At 57.7% G+C, this 14,001-nt stretch carries 13 protein-coding genes; 4 read left to right on the top strand and 9 right to left on the bottom strand.

The window, feature by feature from the left end:
- Nucleotides 1-85: 85 nt before the first annotated feature.
- The 3 genes from WA157_RS16200 to fghA are packed head-to-tail and all read left to right on the top strand — an operon-like array spanning nucleotide 86 to nucleotide 3,001.
- Nucleotides 86-1,192 carry an S-(hydroxymethyl)glutathione dehydrogenase/class III alcohol dehydrogenase gene (locus WA157_RS16200; protein WP_422621947.1) on the top strand — a complete coding sequence of 369 codons (1,107 nt, stop codon included), beginning with the start codon at nucleotides 86-88 and terminating at the stop codon, nucleotides 1,190-1,192.
- A gap of 16 nt (nucleotides 1,193-1,208) precedes the next feature.
- Entirely contained in the window at nucleotides 1,209-2,123 is a 915-nt protein-coding gene (locus WA157_RS16195; protein ID WP_422621946.1) for an alpha/beta fold hydrolase, read from the top strand.
- Nucleotides 2,120-3,001, top strand: coding sequence for an S-formylglutathione hydrolase (gene fghA, locus WA157_RS16190; RefSeq protein WP_422621945.1), 882 nt, complete (start codon nucleotides 2,120-2,122; stop codon nucleotides 2,999-3,001). Before WA157_RS16195 ends, fghA begins: the two co-directional genes overlap by 4 nt.
- A gap of 104 nt (nucleotides 3,002-3,105) precedes the next feature.
- On the opposite strand, the gene WA157_RS16185 is transcribed toward fghA, so the two are convergent.
- The 8 genes from WA157_RS16185 to WA157_RS16150 form a co-directional block, all read right to left on the bottom strand.
- Nucleotides 3,106-4,137: an ABC transporter permease gene (locus WA157_RS16185; RefSeq protein WP_422621944.1), complete on the bottom strand. Its 1,032-nt coding sequence runs from the start codon at nucleotides 4,135-4,137 to the stop codon at nucleotides 3,106-3,108.
- A 28-nt stretch (nucleotides 4,138-4,165) separates the two neighbouring features.
- Nucleotides 4,166-5,608 carry a sugar ABC transporter ATP-binding protein gene (locus WA157_RS16180; RefSeq protein WP_422621943.1) on the bottom strand — a complete coding sequence of 481 codons (1,443 nt, stop codon included), beginning with the start codon at nucleotides 5,606-5,608 and terminating at the stop codon, nucleotides 4,166-4,168.
- A 142-nt stretch (nucleotides 5,609-5,750) separates the two neighbouring features.
- Nucleotides 5,751-6,821: a TMAO reductase system periplasmic protein TorT gene (torT, locus tag WA157_RS16175; protein ID WP_422621942.1), complete on the bottom strand. Its 1,071-nt coding sequence runs from the start codon at nucleotides 6,819-6,821 to the stop codon at nucleotides 5,751-5,753.
- Nucleotides 6,822-6,928: 107 nt separating this feature from the next.
- Nucleotides 6,929-7,906, bottom strand: coding sequence for a biotin-dependent carboxyltransferase family protein (locus WA157_RS16170; protein ID WP_422621941.1), 978 nt, complete (start codon nucleotides 7,904-7,906; stop codon nucleotides 6,929-6,931).
- Entirely contained in the window at nucleotides 7,896-8,780 is an 885-nt protein-coding gene (locus tag WA157_RS16165) for a 5-oxoprolinase subunit B family protein (RefSeq protein ID WP_422621940.1), read from the bottom strand. The genes WA157_RS16170 and WA157_RS16165 overlap by 11 nt, the downstream gene beginning before the upstream one ends.
- 32 nt (nucleotides 8,781-8,812) lie before the next feature.
- A complete protein-coding gene (locus tag WA157_RS16160; RefSeq protein WP_422621939.1) occupies nucleotides 8,813-10,210 on the bottom strand; it encodes an acetyl-CoA carboxylase biotin carboxylase subunit in 1,398 nt (465 codons plus the stop codon).
- 55 nt (nucleotides 10,211-10,265) lie between these two features.
- Nucleotides 10,266-10,499: an acetyl-CoA carboxylase gene (locus tag WA157_RS16155; protein WP_296486023.1), complete on the bottom strand. Its 234-nt coding sequence runs from the start codon at nucleotides 10,497-10,499 to the stop codon at nucleotides 10,266-10,268.
- Nucleotides 10,500-10,576: 77 nt separating this feature from the next.
- Nucleotides 10,577-11,353 carry a 5-oxoprolinase subunit PxpA gene (locus tag WA157_RS16150; RefSeq protein WP_422621938.1) on the bottom strand — a complete coding sequence of 259 codons (777 nt, stop codon included), beginning with the start codon at nucleotides 11,351-11,353 and terminating at the stop codon, nucleotides 10,577-10,579.
- 185 nt (nucleotides 11,354-11,538) lie between these two features.
- Here WA157_RS16150 and WA157_RS16145 point away from each other — a divergent pair, with 185 nt between their 5' ends.
- Nucleotides 11,539-12,462, top strand: a complete 924-nt coding sequence (locus WA157_RS16145; RefSeq protein WP_422621937.1) for a LysR family transcriptional regulator — start codon at nucleotides 11,539-11,541, stop codon at nucleotides 12,460-12,462.
- 46 nt (nucleotides 12,463-12,508) lie between these two features.
- Here the strand turns inward: WA157_RS16145 and ubiD are convergent, their stop codons facing one another.
- Nucleotides 12,509-13,993, bottom strand: a complete 1,485-nt coding sequence (ubiD, locus tag WA157_RS16140; protein ID WP_422621936.1) for a 4-hydroxy-3-polyprenylbenzoate decarboxylase — start codon at nucleotides 13,991-13,993, stop codon at nucleotides 12,509-12,511.
- Between the last annotated feature and the right edge of the window lie 8 nt (nucleotides 13,994-14,001).

Genomic DNA, 14,001 nt, shown 5'->3' with positions numbered 1-14,001 from the left:
CTGCACCAAGGCGGCGCCGGATCGAGCCGCGTCGGCGGCCGCTATTGGCGTTACAGTCTTTCCACTTCATATCGAGGACATTCCCATGAAAACAAGAGCTGCAGTCGCCTGGAAAGCCGGCGCCCCCCTGACCATTGAAACCGTGGACCTGCAGGGTCCCAAATTCGGCGAAGTGCTGGTCGAAATCAAAGCCACCGGCATTTGCCACACCGACTACTACACGCTCTCGGGTGCCGATCCGGAAGGCATCTTCCCGGCGATTCTGGGCCACGAGGGCGCGGGCATCGTGGTCGATGTGGGGCCGGGCGTCACCTCGCTGCAAAAGGGTGACCACGTCATTCCGCTCTACACCCCCGAGTGCCGCCAGTGCAAGTACTGCCTGAGCCGCAAGACCAATTTGTGCCAGCTGATTCGCGGCACCCAGGGCCAAGGGCTGATGCCCGATGCCAGCAGCCGTTTCAGCCTGGACGGCAAACCCATCTTTCATTACATGGGCACCTCCACCTTCAGCAACTACACCGTTGTCCCTGAAATTGCGCTGGCCAGGATCCGCAAGGACGCCCCGTTTGACAAGGTCTGCTACATAGGCTGCGGCGTCACCACCGGCATTGGTGCCGTGTTATTCACCGCCAAGGTGGAAGTCGGTGCCAATGTGGTGGTGTTTGGCCTGGGCGGCATCGGCCTGAACGTGATTCAGGGCGCGAAGATGGTGGGCGCCGACAAGATCATCGGCGTCGACATCAACCCGGCCCGCCAGGAGATGGCGCGCAAGTTCGGCATGACGCACTTCATCAACCCGAAGGAAGTCGAGAACGTGGTTGAGACAATAGTGCAGCTCACCGATGGCGGCGCCGACTACAGCTTTGAATGCATCGGCAACACCAAGGTCATGCGCCAGGCGCTGGAGTGCACGCACAAGGGCTGGGGCCGCTCCATCATCATCGGCGTGGCCGAAGCCGGGGCCGAGATCAGCACCCGGCCGTTCCAGCTGGTGACCGGCCGCAAATGGGAAGGCTCGGCCTTTGGCGGCGCGCGCGGGCGCACCGACGTGCCAAAAATCGTGGACTGGTACATGGAAGGCAAGATCAACATCGACGACCTGATCACGCACACCATGCCACTCGAAGACATCAACAAAGGTTTTGACCTGATGAAAAGCGGCGAGTCGATCCGCGGCGTGGTGCTCTACTGACATGGACGTCACGCCCATGAACACGCTCCAGCCCTTGCGCCATGTCACAGCCGGTGTGCTGGATGTGGCCCTGTATGAAACCGGGCCGGTGGACGGCCCGCCCGTGTTCCTGATGCACGGCTTTCCCTACGACATCCATGCTTACTCCGAGGTGGCGCCATTGCTGGCTGCCCAGGGTTGCCGTGTTCATGTGCCCTGCCTGCGCGGCTACGGTGCCACGCGTTTCCTGAGTGACGTCACGCCGCGTTCGGGCGAGCAGGCGGCGCTGGGCGCAGACCTGCTGGCGCTCATGGATGCACTGTCGGTTCCGCGGGCCGTACTCGCAGGTTACGACTGGGGCGGCCGCGCGGCCTGCGTGGTGGCCGCCCTCTGGCCCGAGCGCTGCGCCGGCCTGGTGTCGCTGAACAGCTACAACATCCAGAACATTGCGAAAGCCATGGTGCCGGACACGCCGGAAAACGAGCACAGTCTCTGGTACCAGTATTACTTTCACAGCGAGCGGGGCCGCGCGGGACTCAGCGCCAACCGGCGTGCCCTGTGCCACCTGCTCTGGAAACTGTGGTCGCCCACCTGGGCCTTCGATACGGCCACCTTCGAGCGCAGCGCCGCCGCTTTCGATAACCCGGACTTTGTGGACGTCGTGATCCACTCCTACCGACATCGCTTCGGCCTGGTGGCCGGTGATCCGGCGCTGGCCGATATCGAGCGTCGCCTGGCAGCGCAACCGCCGATCACCGTGCCCAGCGTCACCCTCGACGGCACCGACGACGGCGTGCGGCCACCCGCCGCGGCCGAGCAGCACGCGCGCCTCTTCACCGGCCCGCGTTCACACCGCATCGTGCCCGGCGCAGGCCACAACCTGCCGCAGGAAAAGCCGCATGTGTTTGCCGATGCCGTGCTTGAACTGCTACAACAACGCCTTGCCCCATGAACACATCCCCCGAACTCCTCAGTGAACACGCCTGCTTCGGCGGTGTGCAGCGTTTTTACCGGCACGTATCAACAACCATCGGCCTGCCGATGAGGTTCTCAGTGTTCCTGCCGCCGCAAGCCGTGATCGACGATGCCGGCGGCAAGGTGCCCGCGCTGATCTACTTAGCGGGACTGACCTGCACCGAAGAAACCTTCATGGTCAAGGCGGGTGCGCAGCGCGTGGCGGCTGAGTTGGGCCTGGCGTTGATTGCGCCCGACACCAGCCCGCGCGGCGCCGGTGTGCCCGGCGAGGCCGAGAGTTGGGACTTCGGCGTGGGTGCCGGGTTTTATCTGGATGCCACTGAGGCGCCCTGGTCCCGGCACTACCGCATGGAGACTTACCTTATCGCGGAGCTGCTGCCGCTGCTGGCGTCAGCGTTGCCGGTGGACGCCCAGCGCCTGGGCATTTCGGGTCACTCCATGGGCGGCCATGGTGCCTTGACCTTGGCCCTCAGACACCCTGGCCTGTTCAAGTCGGTATCCGCCTTTGCGCCGATCTGCGCGCCCACGCAGTGTCCGTGGGGGCACAAGGCGTTCGCGGGCTACCTGGGCGCTGACACGACCCAATGGGCGGCGCACGATGCCAGCGCACTGATGGGCGAGTGCCGCACTGCGCCTTACCCGGCGGGCATCCTGATCGACCAGGGGCTGGCCGACAAGTTCTTGCCCACGCAATTGAATCCGCATCTGTTTGAAGCCGCTTGCGCCAGGGCGGGGCAACCCTTGACGCTGCGCCGCCACGCCGGTTACGACCACGGTTATTACTTCATCTCGACCTTCATGGCCGATCATCTGGCGCATCACGCGCAGACTCTGTTGGCGCCGCGCTCGCGCTGACTCTGAAGACTTTGATGTGGCGATCTGTTGCTATATATTTGGTAGCTACATGCCCATATTTAACGGGGGCTAGAGGCCAATTTGGCTCATAATCCCACATCAGGCTAAAGCCGGTACAGGCGCCTCTGACGGATACGATCAAAGACGACGGCAATAATCAGCAGCACACCGAGCACGACAATTTGCAGGTACGAGCCGATTTGCGCCAAATTCATTCCGTTTTGCACCAGCCCGATAAATATCGCACCCAACACGACGTTTTCCAGTCGACCAATGCCGCCCCGCAGTGAAACCCCACCGATCACACAGGCGGCAATGGATTCAAGTGCCATCGAACCACCCAGGTTGGCATCCCCGGACGCAGTTCTTGCCGTTAGCAGCAAACCCGATACGCCGGCGATCAAGGCACACAAAACATAAGCGCTGATGAGCACTGGCTTGACCCGAATGCCAGACAGCAAAGCTGCTTTTGGATTGCTACCCACGGCATACAGATGCCTGCCCCACGCAGAGTAATTCAGCAGAACAAACATCAAGGCCAGAATCAGCAGCATCATCAAGATCGGCACAGGAACCCCAAGCAGCACGCCAAAGCCGAAAACATCTCCAAGGGTATCCGGCAGGTTCGAGACAGGAACACCGGCCGTCAAAAACAAGGCGATGCCAAAACCAATGGACTGCATGCCAAGTGTCATGATGAAAGGCGAGACGCCGAACACCGCCACGCCTGCGCCGTTGACCATTCCAATCAACATGGCTGCCCCCAAGCCTGCCAGACACCCCAAAGTGATCACCAGCCAGATGGCATCAGGAAAACTGAGGGCCAAAGCGCCCATGGTCAAAGCGGATACGACGGACGAGACAGCAACAATGGTGCCGACAGACAGGTCAAACCCGCCCGAAATCAGCGCCAGCATTTGACCCAGGGAAACCAATACAAGATACACCGATTGGCGAAACAAATTGATCAAATTGTCGGTCGTCAGAAAACGAGACGACATCAGACTGAAGGTGATGACTGCTATCACGAGCAGGAAGGGCATGACACCCCAGTGCAAGAATATCTTCATGATCCAGTCACGAGCTGAGGACTTGTGAGCTGAACTCGGATTGTTCTCGGGAACGATTGAACTCATTCTGAATGACCTTAATTGACGTGGCCGGCTAAAAAAAATGCTGCAGCACTGCCGCTTCGGTGAGGCAACTGCGATCGATTTCAGCTGCTATACGACCGGAGCGCATGACGTAGGCGCGGTGTGACAGGTGCAAAATTTCAGGTAAATCAGACGAAATCAGGATCACCGCGGCGCCCTTTTCGCACAACTCTTTGATCAGGTAATAAATTGCGCTGCGCGTACCCACATCGACACCCACGGTTGGCTCATCAAAAATGTACAGTTTGATGGACCGTGTCAAACCCCGGCCGAACAAGACTTTCTGTTGATTTCCGCCGGACAAAAGCGCGGTGGCACGGGGCATATTTGACGGATGAATGTCTACCCGCCGGCCGATGTCGCGCGTTACCGTTCTCTCCGCGGAAAGTGATAAAAACCCGGACCGGAAATGGATCGGTTGCTGCGTCAATGCGTTGAGCGAGATGTTGTCGGCCGTGCTGGCCGACAGCATCAAGCCCTCTTCCCGACGATCCGGTGGAAGATAAAAAACACCGGCGTCGAGCATGCGCCGTGGCGTCGGCTTCTTGATGATCTGACCATCGAGTTTGACGACGCCAGACTTCATCGGCTCAATACCAAAAACCATGCGCAGCAATTCTGATTTCCCGCAACCGACCAAGCCGGCCACGCCAACGACTTCACCTTCGCGTGCAACGAAGTGGTCCACGTCAATGCCGACGCCGCCACGCATTTGCGAAAGTTCCAGAATAGAGCGTCCCGGATTTGCCGCAATGGAGGGATAAATTTTTTCGACGGTGCGTCCAGCCATCATTTCAATCAGTTTGGCTTCGGTGGTCGTCGCAGCATCGACGACACCAATGTGTTTCCCGTCACGCAGTACGGTGACGCGATCGGCCAGGCGTTTGATCTCCTGAATTCGATGGGTGATGTAGATGATGCCCACGCCTTGTTGCTTCAAACTTCGCACCGTTGCAAACAACTGCTCACTTTCTCTTTCTGTCAGCGATGCCGTTGGCTCGTCGAGGATCAACACGGACAGCTTTGCGCGCAAAGCCTTGGCGATCTCGACCATTTGCTGCTCTGCGCGCGACAAAGTGGCAACGACTCTGTGAGGATCAATATCAAAATTCAGGCGCTGCAGGAGCGCGCTGGCATGACGCGACATGGCCGACAACTGCAACAGGCCGAAGCGCTGATGAAGTCGCTCTTCCCCCAAACACAAATTTTCTTCAACCGTCAGATGAGGCGCCAAAGAGAACTCTTGGAAAACGGCGCTGATGCCATGTCGCCTGGCATCAGCGACGGAGGAAAATCGAAGTTCCTCGCCGTGCATCCGAATTGTTCCACTGCCTTGCGGCTGCGCTCCGGCAATAATGGAAATCAGGGTGGACTTGCCAGCACCGTTCTCACCAAATATGGCATGAACCTCGCCGGCAAGCAGTTCAAAGTCCACCCCATCCAGCGCGCGCACACCTGGAAACTCCTTGGACAGGCCTTCAATGGACAGTAAAACATCGCTCATCTCACGTTAACCTGCTGTTTGAACAAAGCCATTTTTGATGTCACTGGAAAAGTGAACTCAACAAGCACCTTGCCCACACGGCAGGTTTCCATTATTTGACTTCAAACAATGGCTTGAACGATGCCGGTGGCAAGACATCATCACGGCGAATCTGCTTCAAGTTGGCTTTGTCGATCGTGACAATCTTGGGCCCCACGTGCTTGATCAGGTCCTTGCCTTCCAGGGCACGCACCGCTTGATCGATCGCTATGCGCCCTTGAATCACCATGGCGTCAGCGGGAGACGCCATGATCGTGCCCTTTTCAATGCCGGCGTAGACGTCGGGGGTCAAATAAAACGAAATCACTTGCACTTTGTCTTTCAGGTTGCGCGCGCGCACGATACCTTGGCTCACTTCGGCGGTGACTGCTGTGCCGGCGATATAGCGGATGGCGGGGTTGGACTGCAAGGCGTCCTCAACCAACTTGGCTTGGACTTCCTTGCCTGTATCACCATAGATCGGGGCCATCACTTCCAGGGAGCTGCCCTTGACAGCCTCAGTGAAGCCTTTGTTGGCGGCTTCCACCCAACCAGCGCCAGCGGGTCCAGGAAACCACGCGACGACGGCCTTGGCGCTTCCAGCGGGATGTTTTTTGGCCAAATAGGCGCCCGCCTCTTGTCCCATCGTGTAGAAGGACACGAGCGACTTGGCGGTCAGGTCGGGAGAATTGATGCCGTTGATGACATCGACGGTTGGGATATTTTTGGCTTTGAGTGACTTGACCAGATTGACCAGGCCATCCGCAGAAATACCGCCAATTACCACGGCCTGACCGCCGCCGGCGACGCAATCCTCAATTTGCGAAATTTGCTTGTTCAAGTTGGTATAACCACCGGCTTCGAGTATCTGAGCCGACACACCAAGACGCTTGGCTTCCTCAACCACACCGTAGTCAACCCCCAGCCAGTAGGCATCTTTCATGTGGGGAAATGAAACGCAGAGCTTCCATTTCTTTGCTGCTTTGGGCAGCGGGCTGTAGTCGATCGGTTTTTTCACGCCTGTGTCAGAGAACGCGGGCTCCGTTTGCTCCGCCGCATAGGGGTACCAATTCGCCGCTTGGGCCGCGAAGGAGGCCGTCAACAAGACACCGGCGAACAGGGTGGGTGCGGATATTTTTTTCATGAAGTCTCCAATAAGTAAAAGCCAAGGTTGAAAGAACTTCGCACCAGTGCGAAGGCGGGGAAGACAAGTAAGGTCATCACTTGCCGGAACATGTCAAAGAACCCAATTCAATTCAATAGAGCCTGTCGCAAATCAGCCAGGCGTTGATTGCGTTTGGCGCGCGCACTCAAGGCCTGCGCCATGTCAACCGCGACAAATTGAGTCTGGAAATTTGGCTGCAACTGCGCTACAACATCCATATCCGCGCTGATGACCGTGCCAATCATGGCGTAGCCACCGCCGGACACGGCATCGCGATGCAAAACGATGGGCTCCAGACCGCCAGGTACTTGAATCGAGCCAATGGGATACCCCGCATCGACGATGTTGGATGGGTCGGAACCAGCCCCAAAGGGGCGTTCGCGAGGTTCAAATTCCAGCGGATGGCCATGCTTGAATCGATAGCCTATGCGGTCCGCTTCGGGGCCCACTCGCCATGTATCTTCAAAGAACGACTTTCCAGAGGCCTGAGTCAACCAATGAAAGTACAAGCCGGGAAGAACGCGAACCTGCACCTGCTTGGGCAAGGCTTGCTTCAAATGATCTGGCAGCTTTTTGCCTGTGTGCGATGGCCCCTGAAAAGCTCCCACGGGCAACACGTCACCGGCTTGAAGTTTTCTTCCACAAAAACCACCGATGGCGCCCAAGGTGTAGGTTGAACGACTGCCAAGCACCTCCGGCACATCAATGCCTCCCGCCACGGCGAGGTAGGCGCGCACGCCGTCTTTCAGAAAATCAAAACTAAGGACGCCGCCCGCCTTGACGGCGACGGCCTGGTTGCCAGGCATGGGAACGCCGTCAAGCTTGGCCGGCAAGTTCGCACCAGTCAGTGCGATGACGGCATCATGCATGAACTCCAGCTTGGGGCCGAGCATCGTTATCTCGAGTGTGGCGGCATCTTCCGGATTTCCGACCAGAAGATTGGCAGCACGAAACGAGTACTGATCAAGCGCGCCTGAAAGCGGGATGCCCAAGTGGTAATAACCAATTCGACCGGCATCCTGTACGGTGGTTGCAAGTCCAGGTTGTAGTACCTTAATTGCCATACAAAGTCTCCGTCAATTGTTGGTTGTAAGCGCTCGGATCTTTAACAAAGTCCTGCAGTGAAAACTTCACCTCGCGGATGCGCAAGTCGAAGCTTCCGTCCTGTACTTTTGTCAGTGCAGCGTCGTACTCAGACCGGTTGATGGGCTTGAATTTGACAATGTCTCCAGGGCGGAAAAACACCATGAAGTCTTTGACATACGGCAGGCTTTGCTGCGGATCAAAAATGGGCGCCGGGGTGATGCCAAACATTTGATAGCCCCCCGCACCGCGCACAGAATAGATACAGCCAAAGCAGCCGCCGTGCCCAATCGTGAGTTTGGGTGTATCGGTGCGTGGTCTGAGATATTTGGGGACCTGAATCTGCTTGGCACGCTCAACCATCTGAAACATGAATGGCAGCCCCGCAACAAAGCCAACCATGGAGACAAACCAGGGCGATGCCGCATGCGCCGCGATGAACGCGTCTACATTCGCGTAGCCATTGACGCGTGCGCCATATTCGAGGTCGGTTGAAGTGGGGTCCTGATGCCTTTCACGAAAACGCTGTTGCGTTTCGTTGGTCCAGGGGTCGTTGTAAAAGACGGGAATCTCGATGATGCGGGTATTGAGTTCCAGCGCACCGTCGCCCAACTCGATTTCAATTGATTTCAAAATCTCCATCAACTTGTCAGGTGCAATCAGATCGGGGTCAAAACGGACCTGATAGGAAGCATTGGCCGGACAAATTTCAGTCACGCCGGCAATCTTTCGCTGCGCAATGGCATTGGTGATTGACATGCCTTTGAAGAACGCTTCCAGCGACATCTCGTGGTTGAGTTCCACGAAGATGTGTTCGTCGCCGCCAAATGAATATCGTGCAGGAGGGAGTGACATTGAGGTTCCTTAGGTAAAGGCTCGAAGGTTGCTTAAACAGTCAATCCAGCTGTCGGCTCGGACGTCAGTGCCAGGGCTTTTTCGGCCGCACGCCGGGCCATCCACTGCTCAAGGTAGCCGGTGTGAAATTGCCCATTTTGGACCGCCGGATCTGCCAGCAATTGCTGGTGGAGTGCAATGGTGTTGTGGACACCCTCGATGCTTGTTTCAGCCAGAGCTCGTTGCATGCGTTGCAGGGCGGCAGGCCTGTCCTCGTCCCAGACGGCCAGTTTTGCCAACAGAGAATCGTAAAACGGCGGGATGGTGTAGCCGGCATACACATGGGTATCTACCCGCACACCGGGTCCACCAGGCCAGCGCAGCGCGCTCAGCTTTCCCGGGCTGGGCATGAAGTTGCGCTCTGGATCTTCCGCGTTCAGGCGGCATTCGATCGCAGCCCCTTTGAGGACGATCTGTTCCTGTTTGAACCTGAGCGGCTCTCCCATCGCGATTCGCAGCATTTCACGCACCAAATCAACGCCAGTCACCAACTCGCTAACCGGATGTTCAACTTGAATACGGGTATTCATTTCAATAAAGAAGAACTCACCACTGTCGTCGTCATATAAAAACTCCAAGGTCCCCGCGCTGCTATAGCCCACCGCGCTCGCCAGGCGAACCGCTGATTCACACAGGGCGTTGCGGGTCATCTGCGACAGCGCTGGAGACGGCGCTTCTTCAACAATTTTTTGTCGTCTTCTTTGAAGTGAGCATTCGCGCTCATAGCAATGCACAACCCGTTTTCCATCGCCCAGGACCTGAACCTCGATATGTCGGGCCCTGGCGATGAAGCGTTCCAGATAAACGGCGTCGTCACCAAAGGCCGCACGCGCCTCGCTCTGCGCCAGAGGCAGCTGATGACGAAGTTCGGGTTCACTGTGCGCCACCCGAATGCCACGGCCACCGCCTCCCGCTGACGCTTTGATCATCACGGGGTAACCCACCTCGGCTGCAACTTGGGCCGCCATTTCCACGTCATCGACCGTGCCGGCGCTTCCGGGAACTGTGGGTACCCCCGCTCTTTGAGCCGTCTCACGTGCCACGGATTTGTTGCCCATGCACTCGATGGTTTCTGCGCTGGGTCCAACAAAAATGAGTCCGGCTTGAGTGACCCGGCGCGCAAACGCGGCGTTTTCCGACAAGAAACCATAGCCGGGATGCACCATGGTGGCGCCGGTTGACTGTGCTGCCTGCAAAATGGCATCGGCATTCAAATAACTTTTGGCAGGATGGGCAGGGCCAATGTTGACCACCTGATCGGCCATCTGTGCGACCAGACTGGTGGTGTCGGCGTCACTCACCACCGCAACGGTCTGCAGTCCAAGTTCCTGTGCGGCTCGAGCAATGCGAACGGCGATTTCACCGCGATTGGCTATCAGTACTTTGTGCATGGTTGTCATCAAAAGGACTCTGCTATGAGGTGTGGGAATGGCCAGTTTCGATCAGCTATTCGATGATCATCAGGACTTGTCCGGCTTCAACCGGGTCTTCGTTGTCGATCGTGTAGCGCACCACCTTGCCGCTGACCTCAGCGCGAACTTCGTTGAACATCTTCATCACCTCAACCAAGCCGATCACTTCATCGATTGCAACGCTGTCTCCGACCTGTTTGTAGTTGGGGGCATCCGGGGCGGGTCGCATATAGAACGTACCGGGGAGAGGGGAAAAAATTTCAGCCATGCTGTGCGCTCCTAAGTTGTGCTGTGCAGTTCAAACAAATCAGATTGTGGTCAATAGGCCTTTGAGTGCCGGCTCATTCAGCGTGGCACGACTTCTGACAACGACGCAATTTTTATGCCGTTGCTGGTCAATGCAGTTTTTGTGGCCTTGATCAGGGCCAGCGCACCTGGGGTGTCACTGTGAATGCAGATGGAGTCAAAATTTATGGCGATGTCTTCGCCTTCAACCGTTCGAACTACCCCGTGGGTGCAGGCGCGCAGCGCCCTGGCGGCGACGGTGGCCGGGTCAAGTTGTCCAACCTGACGCGTGAACACAATGGAGCCGGTTTTGTCGTAGTTACGGTCGCCATAAAACTCGCGCACAACCGGGTGTCCCATTCTTTTGGCCACTTGGTAAGTGACCGAGGCTTCCATGCAGTACAGATACAAGCTGGGTTCAATCTCTTGCAGGGCTTTGATCAGGGCAATTGAAAACTCTTCATCGACTGCTGCCCGCATATAGAGTGCGCCATGCAATTTGACGTGCTGCAAGCGCAGGCCTTGCCAGTGTGCAAATTCGCGCAATGCGCCCGTTTGGTAAATGATGTCGTTGAGCAGTTCGCTGCTGGATGCCTTTATGTCGCGCCGGCCAAATCCAACCAAATCACGAAAACCTGGGTGTGCACCAATACCCACCCCATGTTGTTTGGCATAGGACACCATTCGCTGCATGATGTTCGGGTCGCCAGCGTGAAAACCGGTTGCGATGTTGGCGGAGCTGATCTGACTCATGATGGCTTCGTCTGCACCCTCTCCGATACTCCATGGGCCAAATCCCTCCCCCATGTCCGAATTCAAATCCATCACTCGTTTCATTGTTTTGCCCATCTTTGTTCGTGTGCTTGGCTTGAATTACCGTTTGTTCATGACAAGCCCTTGTTCAGGTACGCAAAGTTACGAGTTTGTGACAAGAAAAGATAATTTTATTTTTTAAGGTGCTAGTATTAATTTTTTATATGTCTTGCTTGCTCCACCCCCTACAACGTTACGGTTGATTTGAGATGCGTTTTTCACTGCGACAAATCAAATACTTTGCGGCAACGGCCGAGCTGGGGCAAATCTCCCGTGCTGCCGTTGAGTTGTCGGTGTCGCAATCGGCAGTCACCATTTCAATACGCGACCTGGAGGAAGGCCTGGGGTACAAGCTGTTTACTCGTCAATCGCACGGCATGGAGCTGACCGACAACGGCAGACATTTTTTGACCCGCGCCTACGCCATTTTGGCGGCCGTGGACGATGCGCGAAACATGCCGCAGGAAATTGCGCCCGTCAGTGGGGAACTGACACTTGCCGCCACCTACACCGTGATGGGTTACTTTTTGCCGGATCATCTGCAGCGTTTGTCGCTGCTGTACCCGGCGCTGCGCATTCGCATGCTCGAGCTTGACCGAGACACGATTGAATCTGGTTTGCTGGCGCAAAACTACGACATGGCGATGCTGCTGACGTCCAATGTGCGCAACCCAGCCATTCAGACCGAGACTTTGTTCAGCTCACAGCGTCGCTTGTGGGTTTCGCCGCAGCATCGTTTTGCTGCAAAACGGCAGGTCAGCTTTGCCGACATTGCGCAGGAGCCCTTCATCATGCTGACGGTGGATGAGGCTGCTGACTCGGCTCTTCGGTATTGGCATCTGCATGGCTTTGAGCCTAACGTCGCCTTGAACACCAAGTCGATAGAAGCCGTGCGTAGCCTGGTTGCCAACGACCTGGGGGTGGCAATTTTGTCTGACATGGTCTATCGCCCCTGGTCCCTGGAAGGCAAGCGGATCGAGACGATCAAGCCGGTCGAGAGCATTCCCAGTATGAATGTGGGCTTGGCGTGGCGCGCCGACGCAAGCATGAGTCCTGCCATGAACACCGTTCGGCAGTACTTCAAGCAACGCTACCTGGATCCGCAAAATCCGCACGGCTCATCGCATCGTTGAATCAGGACCCCACCCGCAGCGGGCCAGTGCCAGAGCCCAATTTGACTCACAGGCCCAGCGTCTGCCAAACCTGCTCCACCCTGGCCGTGACCTCGGCACTCATGGTCAATGGCCGGCCCCATTCCCGGCTGGTCTCCCCGGGCCATTTGTTGGTGGCGTCCAGCCCCATCTTGCTGCCCAGGCCGCTCACCGGTGAGGCAAAGTCCAGGTAGTCAATCGGTGTGCTGTCAGCCAGGAGCGTGTCGCGCGTCGGGTCGACCCGGGTCGTGATGGCCCAGATCACGTCCTTCCAGTCGCGGATGTTGACGTCGTCATCGACCACCACGATGAACTTGGTGTACATGAACTGGCGCAGAAAGCTCCAGATGCCAAACATGACACGGCGCGCGTGGCCGGGGTAGGACTTCTTGATTTGCACCACGGCCAGGCGGTAACTGCAGCCCTCGGGTGGCAGATAGAAGTCGGTGATCTCGGGGTATTGGCGTTGCAGCAGCGGCACAAACAGCTCATTCAAAGCCAGCGCCAGCATGGCGGGCTCATCGGGCGGCTTGCCGGTGTAAGTCGAGTGGTAAATGGGGTCGCGACGCTGCGTGATGCGGTCGATGGTGAAGACCGGAAACCAGTCCTGTTCGTTGTAATAGCCGGTGTGGTCGCCAAACGGGCCTTCCAGCGCGTGCTCGAAACCGCTGGCATGCGTGGCGTCCGGGTAGATGTGGCCTTCGAGCACGATTTCGGCAAAGGCGGGTACGCGCAACTCGCTGCCCAGGGCTTTGACCAGCTCGGTGCGGCTGCCACGCAGCAACCCGGCAAACTGGTATTCGCTCAAAGAGTCGGGCACCGGGGTGACGGCACCCAGAATCGTGGCCGGGTCGGCACCTAAGGCCACGCAGACCGGGTAGGGCTGGCCGGGGTTCAGGGCCGCGTGTTCTTTGAAATCCAGCGCGCCACCGCGCTGGGCCAACCAACGCATGATGACCTTGTTGCGGGCCAGCACCTGTTGGCGGTAAATGCCCAGGTTTTGTCGTGCCTTGTGGGGGCCTTGGGTGATCACCAGGCCCCAGGTGATCAGCGGGGCCACGTCGCCGGGCCAGCAATGCTGAATCGGCAGCCTTGCCAAATCGACGTCCGCCCCCTCCCAGACAATTTCCTGACACGGTGCGCTGCGCAGCTCTTTGGGGGCCATGGCCCACAGGGTTTTGACCAGGCTGCCCAGGCCCATCAGCTCCTTGAAACCTTTGGGGGCTTCGGGCTCCTTGAGGCTGGCCAGCACGTGGCCAAACTGGCGCAGCTCACTCACGTCGTTCACGCCCATGCCCAAAGCAACGCGGCGCGTCGTGCCAAACAGGTTGCCCAGCACCGGCGTGTTATGCCCGGTGGGGTTTTCAAACAGCAAGGCCGGGCCGCCCGCGCGCAAGGTGCGGTCGCACAGGGCGGTCATCTCCAGATAGGGCGAAACCTCGGCCTGGACGCGCTTGAGTTCGCCCAGGTGTTCCAGTTGGGTGATGAAGTCTCTGAGGTCGCGGTAGGCCATGGTGTTGA

This window comes from Rhodoferax ferrireducens (assembly GCF_049302455.1).
Classification (GTDB): Bacteria; Pseudomonadota; Gammaproteobacteria; order Burkholderiales; family Burkholderiaceae_C; genus Rhodoferax; species Rhodoferax ferrireducens_B.
This window is presented reverse-complemented; position numbering and strand designations above follow the sequence as displayed.

Excerpts from the sequence above, each read along its gene's own strand:
- WA157_RS16200 (WP_422621947.1), top strand. The coding sequence starts at position 86 with ATGAAAACAAGAGCTGCAGTCGCCTGGAAAGCCGGCGCCCCCCTGACC.
- WA157_RS16195 (WP_422621946.1), top strand. The coding sequence starts at position 1,209 with ATGAACACGCTCCAGCCCTTGCGCCATGTCACAGCCGGTGTGCTGGAT.
- fghA (WP_422621945.1), top strand. The coding sequence starts at position 2,120 with ATGAACACATCCCCCGAACTCCTCAGTGAACACGCCTGCTTCGGCGGT.
- WA157_RS16185 (WP_422621944.1), bottom strand. The coding sequence starts at position 4,137 with ATGAGTTCAATCGTTCCCGAGAACAATCCGAGTTCAGCTCACAAGTCC.
- torT (WP_422621942.1), bottom strand. The coding sequence starts at position 6,821 with ATGAAAAAAATATCCGCACCCACCCTGTTCGCCGGTGTCTTGTTGACG.
- WA157_RS16170 (WP_422621941.1), bottom strand. The coding sequence starts at position 7,906 with ATGGCAATTAAGGTACTACAACCTGGACTTGCAACCACCGTACAGGAT.
- WA157_RS16165 (WP_422621940.1), bottom strand. The coding sequence starts at position 8,780 with ATGTCACTCCCTCCTGCACGATATTCATTTGGCGGCGACGAACACATC.
- WA157_RS16160 (WP_422621939.1), bottom strand. The coding sequence starts at position 10,210 with ATGCACAAAGTACTGATAGCCAATCGCGGTGAAATCGCCGTTCGCATT.
- WA157_RS16155 (WP_296486023.1), bottom strand. The coding sequence starts at position 10,499 with ATGGCTGAAATTTTTTCCCCTCTCCCCGGTACGTTCTATATGCGACCC.
- WA157_RS16150 (WP_422621938.1), bottom strand. The coding sequence starts at position 11,353 with ATGAAACGAGTGATGGATTTGAATTCGGACATGGGGGAGGGATTTGGC.
- WA157_RS16145 (WP_422621937.1), top strand. The coding sequence starts at position 11,539 with ATGCGTTTTTCACTGCGACAAATCAAATACTTTGCGGCAACGGCCGAG.
- ubiD (WP_422621936.1), bottom strand. The coding sequence starts at position 13,993 with ATGGCCTACCGCGACCTCAGAGACTTCATCACCCAACTGGAACACCTG.